Source organism: Pseudomonas sp. KH_040 (genome assembly GCF_057839305.1).
In genome coordinates this window covers 6,532,546-6,548,989 of sequence record NZ_CM174487.1, presented here as the reverse complement: position 1 = coordinate 6,548,989, position 16,444 = coordinate 6,532,546, and the positions used below count along the sequence as shown (strand labels likewise).

Here is a 16,444-nt window from a genome sequence, read left to right as displayed (position 1 = left end):
CCAGGCAGGTAACCCGTGTCGTTTAACCACTACTACCAAAGCGAACTCACCGCACTGCGCCAACTCGGTCGCCGTTTCGCCGAGCGTAGTCCGGCGTTGGCGCCGTATCTGGGCCAGGCCGGGCGGGATCCGGATGTGGAGCGGTTGCTCGAAGGCTTTGCGTTTCTGACCGGGCGGCTGCGCCAGAAGCTCGATGACGAGCTGCCGGAGCTCAGCCATTCGTTGATGCAATTGCTGTGGCCGAACTACATGCGTCCGCTGCCGGCGTTCAGCATTTTGCAGTTCGATCCGCTCAAGCGTTCCGGGCCGGCATTACGCGTCGAGCGCGATACGCCGATCGAAAGCAAGCCGATCGAAGACGTGCGTTGCCGCTTCCGTACTTGCTACCCGACTGACGTGCTGCCGCTGGATCTGGCCGCGTTGAATTACTCGGTGAAGGGCGACGGCTCGCTGCTCAGCCTGCGTCTGGAAATGAGCGCCGACGGTCACCTCGGTGAACTGGAACTGAGCAAGCTGCGTCTGCACTTTGCCGGCGAGCGCTATATCAGCCAGATGCTCTACCTGAGCCTGCTGCGCAACCTTGAAGGCATCGAACTGATCCCGCTCGACGGCGCCGGCAAACCGATTGATGGCGTCAGCGGTAAGCCGATGGCGTTCAAGATTCCCGGTGATCGGGTCAAACCGGTGGGCTTTGCCGAAGAAGAAGCGTTGATCCCGTATCCGCTAAACACCTTCCGCGGCTATCGCTACCTGCAGGAATACTTCGCCTTCCAGGACAAATTCCTGTTCGTCGACGTCAACGGTCTGGACATCATCAACGCGCTGCCGGAAGACACCCTCAAGCAGATGCGTGGCCTCGAATTGCGCTTCGATATTCGCAAGAGCGGCATCATGCGCATGCGGCCGACGCTGGATAACGTGAAGCTGTTCTGCACGCCAATTGCCAACCTGTTCGCCCACGACGCGCTGCCGATCCGCCTCGACGGCAAGCAGGACGAATACCTGCTGCTGCCAGCGGAATACGATCTGGAAAACTGCGGCGTGTTCTCGGTGGAAACCGTGACCGGCTGGAAGCCCGGCGGTCTTGGTTATCAGGAATATGTGCCGTTCGAATCCTTCGAGCACGACCCGAGTTTCGACGTGCCCAACAGCCGTCCGCACTACAGCATTCGCCAGCGTTCTTCGCTGTTGCACGATGGCCTCGACACCTACCTGAGCTTCGGCATCCGCCATACCGAAGCCCACGAAACCCTGTCGATCGAGCTGATCTGCACCAACCAGAACCTGCCGCGCAAGCTCAAGCTTGGCGACATCTGCATGGCCTGCGAAGAGACGCCCGAGTTCTTGAGTTTCCGCAACATCACCCCGGCCACTTCCAGCTTCGCGCCACCGCTGAACCGAGACTTCCTGTGGAAGCTGATCAGCAACATGTCGCTTAACTATCTGTCGCTGGCCGACGTCAATGCGTTGAAGGTGATTCTCGAAACCTACGACTTGCCGCGCTACTACGACCAGCACGCGGAGAAGGTCAGCAAACGTCTGCTCGGCGGCCTCAAGCACATCAAGCATCACCACGTTGATCGCTTGCACCGTGGGTTGCCGGTGCGCGGTTTGCGCACCGAACTGACCATCGACCCGGAAGGGTACATCGGCGAAGGCGACCTGTTCGTTTTCGCTTCGGTTCTTAACGAGTTTTTCGCGCTTTACGCCAGTCTCAATTCATTCCATGAGCTGCGCGTAAAAAGCACACAGGGAGAGGTGTACCAATGGACACCACGTATGGGCCTGCAGCCCCTGCTTTAAGCGGGCTGACCAAGGTAATACGCGAGTACTCGCTGTTTCAGGCCGTGCTGCTGGTGATCGACCGGCTGCGCGAGGCACACCCGCACCTGAGCGAAGACGATCTGTACGACCACGTGGAGTTCCAGGCCAACCCGAGCCTGGGCTTTCCGCGCAGCGACGTCGATCGCGTGGAGTTTTTCGAAGAACACGGGCAGATGCGCGCGCGCATGCGTTTCAACCTGATCGGCCTGGTCGGTTCCGGTTCGCCGCTGCCGGCGTTCTATGGCGAACAAGCCCTGGGCGACAGCGAAGACGGCAACCCGACACGCAACTTCCTCGACCTGTTCCACCATCGCCTGCAACGGCTGATGCTGCCGATCTGGCGCAAGTACCGCTATCGCGCGAGCTTCCAGAGCGGCGCGATCGACCCGTTCTCGTCGCAGTTGTTCGCCCTGATCGGTCTGGGCGGCGACGAGATCCGCAAGGCCAAGGAGCTCAACTGGAAACGCCTGCTGCCGTACCTCGGTCTGCTCAGCTTGCGGGCGCACTCGGCGGCGTTGATCGAAGCCGTGCTGCGTTACTACTTCAAGCACGAAGATCTGGTCATCGAGCAGTGCATCGAGCGCCGCGTGGAAATTCTCGAAGAGCAGCGCAATCGTTTGGGCCGCGCCAACAGCCTGCTCGGTGAAGACCTGGTGCTCGGCGAACACGTGCGCGACCGCAGCGGCAAATTCCGCATTCACATCACCGAACTCGACTGGCAGCGATTCCATGAATTCCTGCCGATCGGTTTCGGTTACCAGCCGCTCTGCGCGCTGGTGCGGTTCACTTTGCGTGACCCGCTCGATTACGACATCCGCCTGGTCTTGCGCCAGGAAGAAATCCGCGAACTGCGCATCGGTGAGCAGAACGCCTGTCGCCTCGGTTGGACCAGTTGGCTGGGCCGCGAAAAAGCGGACGGCGTGGTGACCCTGGGCAGCAAAATTCATTAAGGACGTGAGCCATGATCAACGTAGACCTGCAACAACTCATCCAGGCGCTGGACGCCGAAACCCGTCGTGATCTGGAACGTTCCGCCGAGCGTTGCGTGGCCCGTGGCGGTAGCAAGATCCTCGTCGAAGATTTGATGCTCGGCCTGCTCGAGCGTCCGAACGGCTTGCTGTCGCGCGCACTGCAGGATGCAGACGTCGACGCCGGTGAACTCAGCGCCGCGCTGCAATCGCGCGTCGAACACAGCGCTTCGCGCAATCCGGTGTTCGCCCCGGAACTGGTGCAGTGGCTGCAAGATGCGCTGCTGGTGGCCAACCTCGAACTGGGCCAGACCCAAGTCGAAGACGCCGCGCTGATCCTTGCGCTGCTGCGCAACCCGATGCGCTACGCCGGCAGCCGTTATCAGCCGCTGCTCGCCAAGCTGAACATCGATCGCCTGAAGGAATTTGCCCTGTCGCAGCAGGAGCAACCGGCAGCCAATGGCAAACCGGCCGCGCAGGGCGAATCGCTGTTGCAGCGCTTCACCCACAACCTGACCCAACAGGCCCGCGACGGCAAACTCGACCCGGTGCTGTGCCGTGACGGCGCGATCCGCCAGATGGTCGACATCCTCGCCCGTCGCCGCAAAAACAACCCGATCGTCGTCGGTGAAGCTGGCGTGGGTAAGACGGCTATCGTCGAAGGCCTGGCGTCGCGCATCGCCGCCGGTGAAGTGCCGCAAGTGCTCAAAGGCGTTGAACTGCTGTCGCTGGACATGGGCTTGCTGCAGGCCGGCGCCAGCGTCAAAGGTGAATTCGAACGTCGTCTCAAAGGCGTGATCGACGAAGTCAAAGCCTCGCCGAAACCGATCATTCTGTTCATCGACGAAGCCCACACCTTGATCGGCGCGGGCGGCAACGCGGGCGGTTCCGACGCGGCCAACCTGCTGAAGCCGGCACTGGCCCGTGGCGAACTGCGCACCATCGCTGCGACCACTTGGGCCGAGTACAAGAAATACTTCGAGAAAGACCCGGCGCTGGCCCGTCGTTTCCAACCGGTGCAACTGCACGAACCGACCGTCAGCGAAGCGGTGACCATCCTCCGTGGTCTGGCCCAAGTTTACGAGAAGAGCCACGGCATCTACCTGCGTGATGACGCGGTGGTCTCGGCGGCTGAACTGTCCGCACGTTATCTGGCCGGTCGGCAACTGCCGGACAAAGCCGTCGACGTCCTCGATACCGCTTGCGCCCGCGTACGCATCAGCCTCGCCGCAGCCCCGGAAAGCCTTGAACGCCTGCGTGGCGAACTGGCTGAAGGTGGCCGTCAGCGTCAGGCGCTGCGCCGCGATGCCGAAGCCGGTCTGCTGATCGACCACGAAGCGCTCGATGCTCTGGAAGCGCGTCTCGACGATGCCGAAGACGAAATGGTCGCGCTGGAAACCCTGTGGACTGAGCAGAAGCAACTGGCCGAGCGCCTGTTGGAATTGCGTCAGCAACTGGCCAAGGCTCGTGAAGCCGCCGCTGTCGAGCCGACCGTCACCGTTGAAGAAGACGCCGAAGGCACCGTGATCGAAACCGTCGCTGCCGAAGTCGAAGAAGGCCAAAGCGTCGAAACGCTGGAAGCCCAACTCAACGAAACCCACAGCGCCTTGACCGCCGCTCAAGTCAAAGAGCGTCTGGTCAGCTTCGAAGTGTGCCCGCGTCTGGTCGCCGAAGTGATCAGCGCCTGGACCGGCGTGCCATTGGCGCAACTGGCCCGCGAACACAACGCCAAAGTCGCCAGTTTCGCCACCGACCTGCGCACGCGCATCCGTGGTCAGGAACAAGCCGTGCACGCACTGGATCGCTCGATGCGTGCGACCGCTGCCGGCCTGAACAAGCCTGACGCTCCGGTCGGCGTATTCCTGCTGGTCGGCCCGAGCGGCGTCGGTAAAACCGAAACCGCGCTGGCCCTGGCTGACTTGCTGTACGGCGGTGATCGTTTCATCACCACCATCAACATGTCCGAGTTCCAGGAGAAGCACACCGTTTCCCGCCTGATCGGCGCGCCACCGGGCTACGTCGGTTACGGCGAGGGCGGCATGCTCACCGAAGCCGTACGCCAGAAACCGTACTCGGTGGTGTTGCTCGATGAAGTCGAAAAGGCTGACCCGGACGTGCTCAACCTGTTCTATCAAATCTTCGACAAAGGCGTGGCCAACGACGGCGAAGGTCGCGAGATCGACTTCCGCAACACGTTGATCCTGATGACCTCGAACCTCGGCAGCGACAAGATCAGCGACCTCTGCGAAAACGGCGCACGGCCGACCGCTGAAGTCCTCGAAGAAACCATTCGCCCAGTGCTGAGCAAACACTTCAAACCGGCGCTGCTGGCGCGGATGAAAGTGGTGCCGTACTACCCGGTCGGCGGCCCAGTATTGCGCGAGCTGATCGAGATCAAACTCGGTCGTCTCGGCGAGCGCCTCAACCGTCGTCAGCTGGATTTCAGCTGGTGCCAGAACCTCGTCGATCACTTGTCCGAGCGTTGCACGCAAAGCGACAGCGGCGCGCGCCTGATCGACCATCTGCTCGATCAGCATGTGCTGCCACTGGTGGCGGATCGTCTGCTCGACGCCATGGCCACCGGTGAAAGCCTCAAGCGTGTGCATGCCACGCTCGACGGTGAAGCCAGCGTGACGTGCGAGTTCGCCTGAGGTGGGCGTGATGTTCACTCAGGTGCCGCAGCCACTGGTCTATGCCGAAGCGTTGCTGGCGCAGTTCGCCAGTCTGTCGCGGGCGGCGGACGGTGCTGCGTTGCTGGGTGACTTCGTGCGCGGGTTGGCCGAGCTGAGCGGTTGCGAATTGACGCAGCTGTATCTGCTCGACGCCACCCACACGTGCCTGGGGATGAACGCCGAATGCCTCGACGGCGCTCTGCAACCGCGTGAAGCGGCGAGCCTGCCGGCGGATTACAACGGTGAGCAACTGCTGCAATTCGCCCTGTGCCAGAACCGCGTGGTGTGCCTCGACGACTTGAGCGGCAGCCTGCACGAAACCAGTTTCCTGCCAGCGGCGACCTCGCCGTGGCAGTCGCTGTTGTGCGTGCCACTGGTCAATCAGCACAAAGCTGTTGAAGGTTTGCTGTTGTGCGCCAGCCGTCGTCGTACCAACCTGCAAGGCTTCGCCGATTCCCTCGGCCAGCTCGGCTCGTTCGTGCTTGGCCAGTTGCATTTGCTGCAACGCCTGCGCCAGCCACTGGCGGAGTCGGCCACGGTAGCGCGCAGCGTGCCGAGCATCAGTGGCTATGGCTTGATCGGCAAAAGCGCGGCGATGCGCCAGACCCATTCGCTGATCAGCAAAGTCCTGCACAGTCCGTACACCGTGTTGTTGCGCGGCGAAACCGGCACCGGCAAGGAAGTTGTCGCCCGGGCGATTCACGATTGCGGCCCGCGTCGGTCGCAGGCGTTTATCGTGCAGAACTGCGCGGCGGTTCCGGAAAATCTGCTGGAAAGCGAGCTGTTCGGCTATCGCAAAGGCGCGTTCACCGGTGCCGATCGCGACCGCGCCGGGCTGTTCGATGCGGCCAATGGCGGCACGTTGTTGCTCGACGAGATCGGCGACATGCCGTTGTCGTTGCAGGCGAAGATCTTGCGCGTGTTGCAGGAAGGTGAGATCCGTCCGCTGGGCTCCAACGACACGCACAAAATCGATGTACGCATCATCGCCGCAACGCACCGCGATCTATCGACGCTGGTCAGCGAAGGCAAATTCCGCGAGGACTTGTACTACCGCCTCGCGCAATTCCCGATCGAGCTGCCGGCGCTGCGTCAGCGTGAAGGCGACATCCTCGAACTGGCCCAGCACTTCGCCGAGAAGACCTGCACGTATTTGCAACGCGATCCGGTGCGCTGGTCGAGCGCGGCGCTGGAACACCTGTCCGGCTACAACTTCCCCGGCAACGTGCGTGAACTCAAGGCCTTGGTCGAGCGTGCGGTGCTGTTGTGCGAGGGTGGCGAGTTGCTCGCCGAGCATTTCTCCCTGCGCATGGAGGCAATGCCGGAAGACAACAGCCACCTGAATTTGCGCGAACGTCTGGAGCAGGTCGAACGCACGTTATTGCTCGACTGCCTGCGCAAGAACGACGGCAACCAGACCCTCGCCGCCCGCGAGCTCGGCCTTCCGAGGCGCACGCTGCTGTATCGGCTCGGCCGTCTGAACATCAATCTGGGAGATTTCGATGGGTAGGCAAAAAGTCATCGAAATCCTCGCAAAAACCAATTTCAGCGCCGCCCGCAAGGGTCGGCGCTTTGTGCTTTGTCTACCCCTGGAGACCCTCTGATGTCTGTTCGTCACTGGCAAGCTGTCCTGCTGACCCTCGTCGTTCTATGCGGCCTGGGCGGCTGTAGCGGCAATTACAAATTCAACGACAACGACTATCGCCCGTTGGGTGATCCGCAAGCGGTCAATCGCGGCAAGTGACCGCAAGGAGCATCAAACATGGAATTGGTTTTCGAAATGCTGAACACCAAGCAGTTCGTGCCCACCGAGTTGTGCCAGAAGACCTTTAAACAGGCCGGCGGCGTGATCGGGCGGGGCGAGGACTGCGACTGGATCATCCCTGACCGCAAGCGTCACCTGTCCAATCACCACGCGATTGTCAGCTACCGCGAAGGCACGTTCTTCCTCACCGACACCAGCAGCAACGGTGTCCAGGACGGCGAGAGCGGCGCGCGTCTGCACAAAGGCGAACCGGTGCGCATCGAGCACGGCAGCACCTACGTGCTGGGTGACTTCGAAATTCGCGCGCGACTGGTGCGCGACCCGGCGACCTTCGACGGTGAAGTCGGCCGTCCACGCGCCGCTGGCAGCATCATTCCCGACGACGCGTTCCTCGATCTCGACCCGCTCAATGCTCTCGAGCAGCAAGAGCGTGTGTACTCGGAAATCGACGAGTTGCTGGCGCCGAACACCAAACCTGAGGATTCCCGTCAACGCGCCGACTACGCGCGCATCGACATGGAAAGCCTGATGGTGCCGGAGCTGATCGCCGCCCCGGTCGAACCTGAGCCCGCTCCGGCACCGAAAGCCGTTGAGCGTCAAAGCGAAGGTTTCTGGGATCATTTCGGTGCGGCGCTGGGTGTCGACGTCAAAGGCCTCAGCCACGACGAACGCGAAGCCCTGGCGCTGAACGCTGCGCGCTTGTTGCGCCAAAGCATCGGCGGTCTGCAGCAAAGCCTGCGCACCCGTTCGGAGCTGAAAAACGAGCTGCGTCTGGCCCAGACCACCGTGCAAGGCACCAACAAGAACCCGCTGAAATTCGCCGTCGATCCGAGCGAAGCCCTGCAGATTCTGTTGCAGCCAAGCAAGCCCGGCCATCTGCCGGCCGAGCAAGCCATTTCCCGCGCGTTCCGCGACCTGCAGGCGCATCAAGTGGCACTGCTGACCGCCAGCCGCGCCGCCGTACGCGGCACGCTGGAGCATTTCTCGCCGGAGCAACTGACCCTGCGTTTCGAGCGCGACAACAAGCCGTTGATCGCCACCTCGGGCGGGCGCTGGAGAGCGTTCGGCCGATATCACCAGGCGCTGCGTCAGGACGATGACTGGAGCGAGCGTCTGCTGGCCCGCGACTTTGCCCAGGCTTACGAAGAACAGATCCGCCTGATCTCCACCCTCCACACCGACCACCAAGGATGATGCGCATGTCTCGCCGCTCGACCGCTTTTTTCAAGACGCTGACTGCGCTCACCGTGCTGGTGCTGCTCGCCGGTTGCTCGTCGCTGTCGCCGTACTCGAAAGTGACCAAGATCAACCTCAAGCTGACCGGCAGCGATCAGCTCAACCCGGACCTCAACGGTCGGCCGTCGCCGATCGTCGTGCGCCTGTTCGAACTCAAGCACCCGGTGACCTTCGAAAACGCTGATTTCTTCAGCCTCTACGAGCGCGCCAAGGAATCCCTCAATCCGGATCTGGTGGCCAGCGAAGAGCTTGAGCTGCGCCCGGGTGAAACCGTGGAGATGAAGCTCAAGGTGGAGGAGGGCAGCCTTTATGTTGGCGTTCTCGCCGCTTACCGCGACTTGCCGGACACCCAATGGCGCCACACCGTTCAGATCACTCCGCTGGAGGTCACTGAAGTCGATCTGACTCTGGACCAGACCGGCATCCGCAACACCAATCAAGTGCTCGCCAAGGCGGATGACTGATCATGAATACCCATAAAGTCATTTGGCAGGAAGGCATGCTGCTGCGTCCGCAGCACTTCCAGCACAACGATCGTTATTACGATCACCAGATGAAAACCCGCACCCAATTGCTGGGTGGCTACACCTGGGGTTTCCTCAATCTGGAGATCGACTTGCAGTTCCTCAACATGGGCAAACTGGTGATCAGTGAAGCCTCGGGGATTCTGCCGGACGGCAGCCTGTTCGAACTCGGTGGCAACACTGAGCCGCTGGCGCTGGACGTGCCGCCGAATACCGGCAATACGCCGATCTACCTGGCGCTGCCGCTGGTCACCGGTAACCACATCGAATCGCGCCGTCCGGAGCAGTCCGACGTGCTTGCGCGTTACACCGCGTACGACGCCGAAGTGGCCGACTCCAACGCCGGCGACGATTCCGCCAGCCAGGTCAGCTGCGGTCGCCCGGACTTCAAACTGTTGCTCGGCGAGCAGCAGAGCGATCAGGCTTACGTGAAGCTGAAGATCTGCGACGTGCTCGACACCACGCCGGACGGCGTGATCAGCCTCGACCCGGATTTCGTGCCGACCTACATTCAGGCCCACGCCTCCAGTTATCTGCTGTCGTGCCTGAAAGAAGTCATCAGCATGCTCAACCACCGTGGCGACACGATTGCCGAGCGGATTCGCTCCAACGGCAAGGTCGGCGGCGCGGAGGTCGGCGACTTCATGATGCTGCAACTGATCAACCGCACCGAGCTGCTGCTGCGCCACTACCTCGGCCTGGAGCAAGTGCACCCGGAAGAGTTGTACCGCACGCTGCTGACCATGCTCGGCGATCTGGCGACCTTCTCCGGCGAAAGCAAACGCCCACGTCTGGACAGTCGCTACTCCCACGCTGACCAGGGTGGGAGCTTCCGCAAACTGATGGAAGCGATTCGTCAGGTGCTGTCGATGGTGCTCGAACAGCACGCCATCGAACTGATCCTGCAAGCGCGTCAGTACGGCATCATCGTCTCGCCGTTGCACGACCACAAACTGCTTGGCTCGGCGTCGTTCGTGCTGGCGGCCAGTGCCAACTGCGACTCCGAAGAACTGCGCCACCGCTTGCCGGCGCACCTCAAGGTCGGACCGGTGGAGCGTATCCGCCAACTGGTCAACCTGCACTTGCCGGGGATCAAGGTCAAACCGTTGCCGGTGGCCCCACGGCAGATCGCGTTCCATTCGAACAAAACCTATTTCATCCTCGAACTCAGTTCCGAAGACCTGGCACAACTCGAGCGCTCCGGCGGTTTCGCGTTCCATGTGTCCGGCGAATTCGCCGAGCTTGAACTGAAATTCTGGGCCATCAGGAACTGACCGACATGATCAAGGAAACGGATTACAACCAGGACGACAAAACCGTCCTGCTCGATCGTCAAGGCCACGGACCGGCATCGAGTCCGCTGACCGACTTCGCCGCGCCGCCGCGTTTCGAGCAACTGGAAGAACGCATGATCTACGCCGCGCGCCTGCGCCCGGCAGAAGCGTTCAACATCAGTCTCAATTCGCTGGTGGCGGCGTCGTCCGAGCTGCTTTCGGAAGTGGTGCGCCTCAAGCACAGCGAAACCCGCGAAGACTTGTACGCACTCAACGAGCTTCTGACTGCCGGGCTGAAATTGTTTGAAGTACGCGCCCTGCACAACGGCGCCGAAAGCAGCCAGGTGATGGCCGCGCGTTACGTGCTCTGCACCGTGGTCGACGAAGCTGTCGTGACCACACCGTGGGGCAACGAAAGCGAGTGGTCGCAGATGAGTCTGCTGAGTAGCTTCCACAACGAAACCTTCGGTGGCGAGAAGTTCTTCCAGTTGCTCGATCGCCTGTCGAAAAACCCGGTCAAGCACTTGCCGATGCTCGAGCTGATGTACCTGTGCCTGTCCCTCGGTTTCGAGGGCAAGTACCGCGTACAGGCACGCGGCATGCTCGAGCTTGAAGGCATCCGTGACGCCTTGTACCGGCAGATCCGTCAGTTGCGTGGCGACGTGCCGCGCGAGTTGTCGCCGCACTGGGAAGGTCTCAACGATCAGCGTCGCAACCTGGTGCGCATCGTGCCGGCGTGGATGGTGGTGTTGTTCACTTTGGTCTGTCTGGTGGTGATGTATTCGGGCTTCGCCTGGGTCTTGGGCGAGCAGCGCGACACCGTTCTGCAACCTTATCAGCCGCTTGATCCGGCCGCGGTGCAACCGCAGTCGCAGCCGTAAACAGGGACGTGTGATGAAAAAGTTTTTCAAGAAAGTCGGCGCCTTCCTGCGCCAGACCTGGGTCTGGACTTTGCTGTTGGTGCTGTTCGTGGCGCTGCTGGTGTGGTTCGTCGGCCCGTTGTTGGCGGTTGATGATTACAAGTTCTGGGAAAGCGCGACCGCGCGCCTGCTGACCATCGCTGTGCTGTTCCTGATCTGGGGCCTGACCATGGTCTTCGTCAGCTGGCGCGCGGGTATCCGCAAGAAAGCCGAGGAAGAAAGCGAAGACGGCCAGGACCGCATTCGCCGCGAAGAGCTGATCGACGAAGAACAGAAGGAGTTGAAGGCGCGCTTCAAAGACGCGCTGAAAACCCTGAAGACGTCGAGCCTGTATCGCGGCCGCAGCGAGCGCTGGCGCAGTGACTTGCCGTGGTACCTGTTGATCGGCCCGCAGGCCTCGGGTAAGACCAGTCTGCTGGACTTTTCCGGTCTGGAATTCCCGATCAACAAGATCGACCGCAAGCTGACCCGCGACACCCTCGGCACCCGTCATTGCGACTGGTACTTCGCCGACCACGGGGTGTTGATCGACACCGCCGGGCGTTACACCACGCAACCGGATGTGGAAGTCGACGGCGGCGCCTGGACGACATTGCTGGAGCTACTGCGCAAGCGTCGTCGCGGGCGTCCGTTGAACGGCGTGCTGGTGACCATTCCGGTGGAAACCCTGCTCGGTGGCAGTGAGCAGGACATCGATACCCTCGCGCGCCAGATTCGCGGCCGTCTGCAAGACGTGCATCAGAAACTGCATGTCGACGTGCCGGTCTATCTGGTCCTGAGCAAGGCTGACAAGCTGCTCGGCTTCGACGAGTTCTTCGATCAACTGACCCGCGAAGAAAGCGATCAGGTGCTCGGCACCAGTTTCCGCAAGGATCAGATCGGCACTGACGTTGCTGTGCTGCGCAACGAATTCGAAGAACTGCTGCGTCGCCTCAACAGCCAAGTGATCATGCGCATGCACTCCGAGCGCGATACCCAGCGCCGTGGCCGCATCCTCGACTTCCCGCATCAACTAGGGCAGATCGGCGAGCGCCTGTGCCTGTTCGTCGACATGGCGTTCACCGGCAACCGTTATCAGCGTGCCACGCAACTGCGTGGTTTCTACCTGACCAGCGCGCCGCACCTGACCCAAGAGATGGATGCGACCACTGCCGGCATCGGCGCCAGCCTCGGCATGAGCGCCGGTGTGCTGCCGACCCTGCGCAGCGGTCGTTCGCGGTTCATTCATCACTTGTTCAGCCAGGTGATTTTCCCGGAATCCGACCTAGCCGGTCTGGACAAGCGCGAACGCAGCCGTATTCATTGGGGCCAACGTGCGTTGTACGTCGGCGCACTGGCTGCGCTGGCACTGTTCGGCATGCTCTGGGCGGGCGGTTTCTCGGCCAACTACGAGCGTCTGGAAAACTTGCGCAATCTGGCGCAGAACTGGACGCAACAACGCACGGCATTGTCGCCGCGTGATGACGCCATGGGCGTACTGAAAACCCTCGACAGCAGCTACGCCGCGACGCAGGTGTTCCCGAAGAAGGGCGACGTTTCGTATCACGAACGTGGCGGTCTGTATCAGGGCGAAGACGTCAATCCAGTGGTCAAAGAGGCTTACGAGCGCGAGCTTGAAAAGCAACTGCTGCCACGGGTAGCGACGATGCTCGAAGGGCAGATCCGCGCCAACATGAAGGACCGCGACCGCCTGCTCAACAGCCTGCGCGCGTACCTGATGTTGAACATGAAGGATCGTCGCGATGCCGCGTGGCTCAAGGACTGGGTCGCCACTGACTGGTCGACGCGCTACACCGGCAACACCGCGGTGCAGAACGGTTTGAGCGCGCATCTAGAGCGTTTGCTGAAGCAGCCGTTTATCTACCCGCTGAACGATCAGTTGGTCACTCAGGCGCGTCAGGTCTTGCGCAGCGAATCGCTGGCCACGGTGGTTTACCGCATGCTTCGTGAGCAGGCGCGCAACCTGCCGGACTACCGCTTCAGTCAACACCTCGGTCCACAAGGCTCGCTGTTTATCGGTACCGAATACGTGATCCCGGGCTTCTACACGCAAACCGGTTATCAGCAGTACTTCTCGGTACAGGGTTCGGCGCTGGTGACCGACATCCTGCGTGACAACTGGGTGCTGGGCGAAGGTGCGGGCATCAGCGACATGGACTTGCGTCGTCTGATGGTCGAGCTGGAGCAACTGTACTTCCGCGACTACGCCAACTATTGGAGCGAAGCGGTTGGCCAGGTTGCCCTGCCGCCGATCAGCGACGCCGGTGAAGGCGCCGAACAACTGGCGGGCCTGACCTCGGCCAACTCGCCGGTGCTGGCATTGCTCACTGAAGTGCGTGAGAACACCCGCTTCCAGGCCGCTGCAGATCCTGTCGAAGAAGCTGGCGACGCTGCTGATGCGATGGCTGGGCAGAAAGGCAAACTGGGTAAGGTTGGCAAACTTGCCGCCGCCGCAGCAGACAAGGCTTCGGCCCTGAACGTGGCGAAGACCCTGCCGGACACCGCGAAGAAGTCGCTGCAACGCCGCTTCGAACCGCTGCATCGTTTGCTCGATGACAACAACGGCCCGGCGGCGGACCTGACGCCAGCGCTGAACGCGCTCAACGACCTGCAACTGCAACTGGCCGGCCTGGCCCGTTCCAGCACGCCGGAACAAGCCGCGTTCGAAATGGCGAAAACCCGCATGAGCGGCCAGCGTGATGCGCTGACCAACCTGCGCAATGCCTCCGGCCGTCTGCCGCGTCCACTGAGCGTGTGGTTCAACGTGCTGGCCGAAGACTCGTGGCGTCTGGTGCTTAACGATGCTTACCAATACCTGAACGGCCGTTATCAGAACGAGCTGTACAGCGTGTATGGCAAAACCATCAGCAAGCGTTATCCGTTCAGCGCCAGCAGCACCAGCGACGTAGCGATCAGCGATTTCCGCGAGTTCTTCCGCGCTCAAGGTACCGTCGACCGTTTCTTCGACAGCTACATGCGTCCGTTTGTCAGCGGCGATCCGGGCAACTACCGCATGCGCAGCGTCGACGGTCACAGCCTGCCGGTATCGAAAATGTATCTGGACCAGATGGCGGCGGCGCTGACGATTCGTCAGAGCTTCTTCTCGATCAACCCGGCCGAGCCGACCGTGCAGTTCAAACTGGAGCCGTACACCCTCGATCCGGCGGTCAGCCGTTCCGAGTTCAAGTTCGGCGACAAGACCATGGAATACCGCCACGGTCCGATCCTGCCAATGTCGTTCAAATGGCCGACCGATGCTGAAGACGGTCGCACCAGTCTGGTCATGGACAAAATGGCCGGGCGCCCGATCGGCATCGAGAAGAACTCCGGCCCATGGTCGCTGTTCCGTCTGTTCGACCTGATGCAGACCGAGTACCTGAGCGGTCGCGACGTGCTGGTGCTGAAAGCCGACGTAGGTGGCCTGCGCGCCAACTACCTGCTGACCAGCCAGCGCACGCCGAACCCGTTCGACATGGGCGTGCTGCGCACCTTCCGTATGCCGGTGCAGCTCTGATGCTGGTGGCCAGTGCCTGGCGCAGCGCGGCGCGTACCGACCCGGGCAAGGTGCGGGCGCGCAACGAAGATGCCTTCCTCGACTCGCCACAGCAGGGGCTGTGGGTGGTCGCGGACGGCATGGGCGGTCATCAGGGTGGCGACATCGCCAGCCAGTTGATCGTCGCCAGCCTGGCTGAACTGCCGCAACACGAGGACTTCGACGAACGCCTCAAAGCCATCCGCCAGTGCCTGCACTGGCTGAACCGGCGTTTGGGGCAGGAGTTGACGGTCACCGCCGGACGCCACGACAGCATCATGGGCAGCACCGTCGTCGCGCTGCTGGTGGAAGGCAATCGCGCGGCCTGCATTTGGGCCGGCGACAGCCGTTGCTACATGTGGCGCGGGCAGCGTTTGTATCAGCTGTCCAAGGACCATTCGCTGCAACAGCAATTGATCGACGAGCAACAAATGAGCGTCGAACAAGCGGCAGCACACCCGGCGGCTCAGGCCTTGACCCGAGCCGTCGGCGCGGCCGAAACACTGACCCTGGATGTACTGGAACTCGAGGTCTATCCGGGCGATGCGTTTTTGCTCTGCAGCGATGGTTTGTATCAGGGCCTGAGCAGCGATGCCCTCGGCAACGCCCTCAGCCTCAGCGCGCCGCACGTGGCGCTGGAACGTTTGTTCGACGGCGCCCTGCGTGGCGCCGCGCGCGACAACCTGACAGCCGTGGTGATCCGCCAATGACTGAAATCGAATCCTCAGTCGATGACTTGCTGATGAGCGAAGAACAGGCCAACAACCTGACCTACTTCGCCTTCGCCAAGGAAAACAAAGCAGCACCTTTGCTGGCGCCAACCAAGGCCAGCATCGGTGTTCTGCCGGACGTACTCGCCGGTCGCTACCACATCGAGCGCCTGCTCGGGGCCGGTGGCATGGGCGCCGTTTACCGGGCGCGGGATCTGCTGCACGAACAGTTCGGTGATCCCGATCCTTACATCGCGCTGAAAATCCTCAGCGAAGAATTTGCCGAATCGCCGGACGCCAGTGCCTTGCTCTACAGCGAGTTCGCCCTGACCCGGCGCCTGCGCCACGACAACGTCGTGCGTGCACACACTTTTGAAGTCGACACCGATTGCCAGCGGGCCTTCATCACCATGGAATACATGCGTGGCCTGACCCTGGACAAATTGCTCTGCGAGCGGCCCCTCGGCCTGCCGTGGCAAGAGCTGCGCGACATCGTCCTGCCGCTGCTCGACACGCTGGCCTACGCCCACGGTCGCGGCGTGCTGCACGGTGACATGAAACCGAGCAACGTCATGCTCAGCGAAGACGGCTTGCGCCTCTTTGACTTCGGCCTCGGTCAGGCAGAGGAGGGCGTGATGCCCGGCCTGCCGCACCTGAGCCGCGAGCGTTTCAACGCCTGGACCCCGGGCTACGCCGCCCCCGAACTGCTTGAGGGCCAACCGTTGTCGGCCAGCGCGGACGTGTACGGCGTGGCCTGTGTGATCTATGAACTGGCGGGCGGCAAACACCCGTTCTGCCGCTTGCCCTCGACCCAGGCCCGCGACGAGCACCTGGAGCGCGAACTGCAAGCACCGGCGAATTTACCGAAACACGGCTGGCCAGCGCTGCGAACCGCGCTGAGCTTCGACCCGGCAGAACGCACCATCACTGCCCAACAATTGCGTGACGCCTTGGGCGCCACTTCGTCCTGGCTGCAACGGTTGCGACTTCGGGCCTAACGGATGACATTCGAACAGGGA

Annotated in this window: 12 protein-coding genes; all 12 read left to right on the top strand. The window is 61.8% G+C overall.

The window, feature by feature from the left end; genetic code table 11:
• Positions 1-15 precede the first annotated feature (15 nt).
• The 12 genes from tssF (at position 16) to AC3IUF_RS29275 (ending at position 16,423) form a co-directional block, all read left to right on the top strand.
• Positions 16-1,803: a type VI secretion system baseplate subunit TssF gene (gene tssF, locus AC3IUF_RS29330; protein ID WP_007920286.1), complete on the top strand. Its 1,788-nt coding sequence runs from the start codon at positions 16-18 to the stop codon at positions 1,801-1,803.
• The gene (tssG, locus tag AC3IUF_RS29325) at positions 1,767-2,774 is read left to right on the top strand and encodes a type VI secretion system baseplate subunit TssG (protein WP_007920288.1); all 1,008 of its coding nucleotides are present in this window, start codon (positions 1,767-1,769) and stop codon (positions 2,772-2,774) included. Before tssF ends, tssG begins: the two co-directional genes overlap by 37 nt.
• Before the next feature lie 11 nt (positions 2,775-2,785).
• Positions 2,786-5,443 carry a type VI secretion system ATPase TssH gene (tssH, locus tag AC3IUF_RS29320; protein ID WP_123376085.1) on the top strand — a complete coding sequence of 886 codons (2,658 nt, stop codon included), beginning with the start codon at positions 2,786-2,788 and terminating at the stop codon, positions 5,441-5,443.
• A 10-nt stretch (positions 5,444-5,453) separates the two neighbouring features.
• A complete protein-coding gene (locus AC3IUF_RS29315) occupies positions 5,454-6,974 on the top strand; it encodes a sigma-54 interaction domain-containing protein (RefSeq protein ID WP_116254221.1) in 1,521 nt (506 codons plus the stop codon).
• Positions 6,975-7,067: 93 nt separating this feature from the next.
• The gene (locus AC3IUF_RS29310) at positions 7,068-7,208 is read left to right on the top strand and encodes a hypothetical protein (RefSeq protein ID WP_007920296.1); all 141 of its coding nucleotides are present in this window, start codon (positions 7,068-7,070) and stop codon (positions 7,206-7,208) included.
• 18 nt (positions 7,209-7,226) lie between these two features.
• The gene (tagH, locus tag AC3IUF_RS29305) at positions 7,227-8,423 is read left to right on the top strand and encodes a type VI secretion system-associated FHA domain protein TagH (protein ID WP_034152083.1); all 1,197 of its coding nucleotides are present in this window, start codon (positions 7,227-7,229) and stop codon (positions 8,421-8,423) included.
• A 5-nt stretch (positions 8,424-8,428) separates the two neighbouring features.
• Entirely contained in the window at positions 8,429-8,929 is a 501-nt protein-coding gene (gene tssJ / locus AC3IUF_RS29300; RefSeq protein WP_007920299.1) for a type VI secretion system lipoprotein TssJ, read from the top strand.
• Positions 8,930-8,931: 2 nt separating this feature from the next.
• Complete coding sequence (gene tssK / locus AC3IUF_RS29295) at positions 8,932-10,263, top strand: type VI secretion system baseplate subunit TssK (RefSeq protein WP_007920300.1); 1,332 nt, start codon at positions 8,932-8,934, stop codon at positions 10,261-10,263.
• A 5-nt stretch (positions 10,264-10,268) separates the two neighbouring features.
• Complete coding sequence (gene icmH / locus AC3IUF_RS29290; RefSeq protein ID WP_489279963.1) at positions 10,269-11,144, top strand: type IVB secretion system protein IcmH/DotU; 876 nt, start codon at positions 10,269-10,271, stop codon at positions 11,142-11,144.
• A gap of 13 nt (positions 11,145-11,157) precedes the next feature.
• Positions 11,158-14,697 (top strand): type VI secretion system membrane subunit TssM, encoded by a 3,540-nt coding sequence (gene tssM, locus AC3IUF_RS29285; protein ID WP_489279962.1) that lies wholly within the window; start codon positions 11,158-11,160, stop codon positions 14,695-14,697.
• Positions 14,697-15,425 carry a PP2C family protein-serine/threonine phosphatase gene (locus AC3IUF_RS29280; protein ID WP_007920303.1) on the top strand — a complete coding sequence of 243 codons (729 nt, stop codon included), beginning with the start codon at positions 14,697-14,699 and terminating at the stop codon, positions 15,423-15,425. The genes tssM and AC3IUF_RS29280 overlap by 1 nt, the downstream gene beginning before the upstream one ends.
• The gene (locus tag AC3IUF_RS29275) at positions 15,422-16,423 is read left to right on the top strand and encodes a serine/threonine-protein kinase (RefSeq protein WP_489279960.1); all 1,002 of its coding nucleotides are present in this window, start codon (positions 15,422-15,424) and stop codon (positions 16,421-16,423) included. Before AC3IUF_RS29280 ends, AC3IUF_RS29275 begins: the two co-directional genes overlap by 4 nt.
• Positions 16,424-16,444: the final 21 nt, after the last annotated feature.

What these genes read in the sequence shown, in the direction of transcription:
- tssG (WP_007920288.1), top strand. Translation starts at nt 1,767, where the DNA reads ATGGACACCACGTATGGGCCTGCAGCCCCTGCTTTAAGCGGGCTGACC.
- AC3IUF_RS29315 (WP_116254221.1), top strand. Translation starts at nt 5,454, where the DNA reads ATGTTCACTCAGGTGCCGCAGCCACTGGTCTATGCCGAAGCGTTGCTG.
- tssK (WP_007920300.1), top strand. Translation starts at nt 8,932, where the DNA reads ATGAATACCCATAAAGTCATTTGGCAGGAAGGCATGCTGCTGCGTCCG.
- AC3IUF_RS29280 (WP_007920303.1), top strand. Translation starts at nt 14,697, where the DNA reads ATGCTGGTGGCCAGTGCCTGGCGCAGCGCGGCGCGTACCGACCCGGGC.
- AC3IUF_RS29275 (WP_489279960.1), top strand. Translation starts at nt 15,422, where the DNA reads ATGACTGAAATCGAATCCTCAGTCGATGACTTGCTGATGAGCGAAGAA.
- tssM (WP_489279962.1), top strand. Translation starts at nt 11,158, where the DNA reads ATGAAAAAGTTTTTCAAGAAAGTCGGCGCCTTCCTGCGCCAGACCTGG.
- tssJ (WP_007920299.1), top strand. Translation starts at nt 8,429, where the DNA reads ATGTCTCGCCGCTCGACCGCTTTTTTCAAGACGCTGACTGCGCTCACC.
- tagH (WP_034152083.1), top strand. Translation starts at nt 7,227, where the DNA reads ATGGAATTGGTTTTCGAAATGCTGAACACCAAGCAGTTCGTGCCCACC.
- tssH (WP_123376085.1), top strand. Translation starts at nt 2,786, where the DNA reads ATGATCAACGTAGACCTGCAACAACTCATCCAGGCGCTGGACGCCGAA.
- icmH (WP_489279963.1), top strand. Translation starts at nt 10,269, where the DNA reads ATGATCAAGGAAACGGATTACAACCAGGACGACAAAACCGTCCTGCTC.
- AC3IUF_RS29310 (WP_007920296.1), top strand. Translation starts at nt 7,068, where the DNA reads ATGTCTGTTCGTCACTGGCAAGCTGTCCTGCTGACCCTCGTCGTTCTA.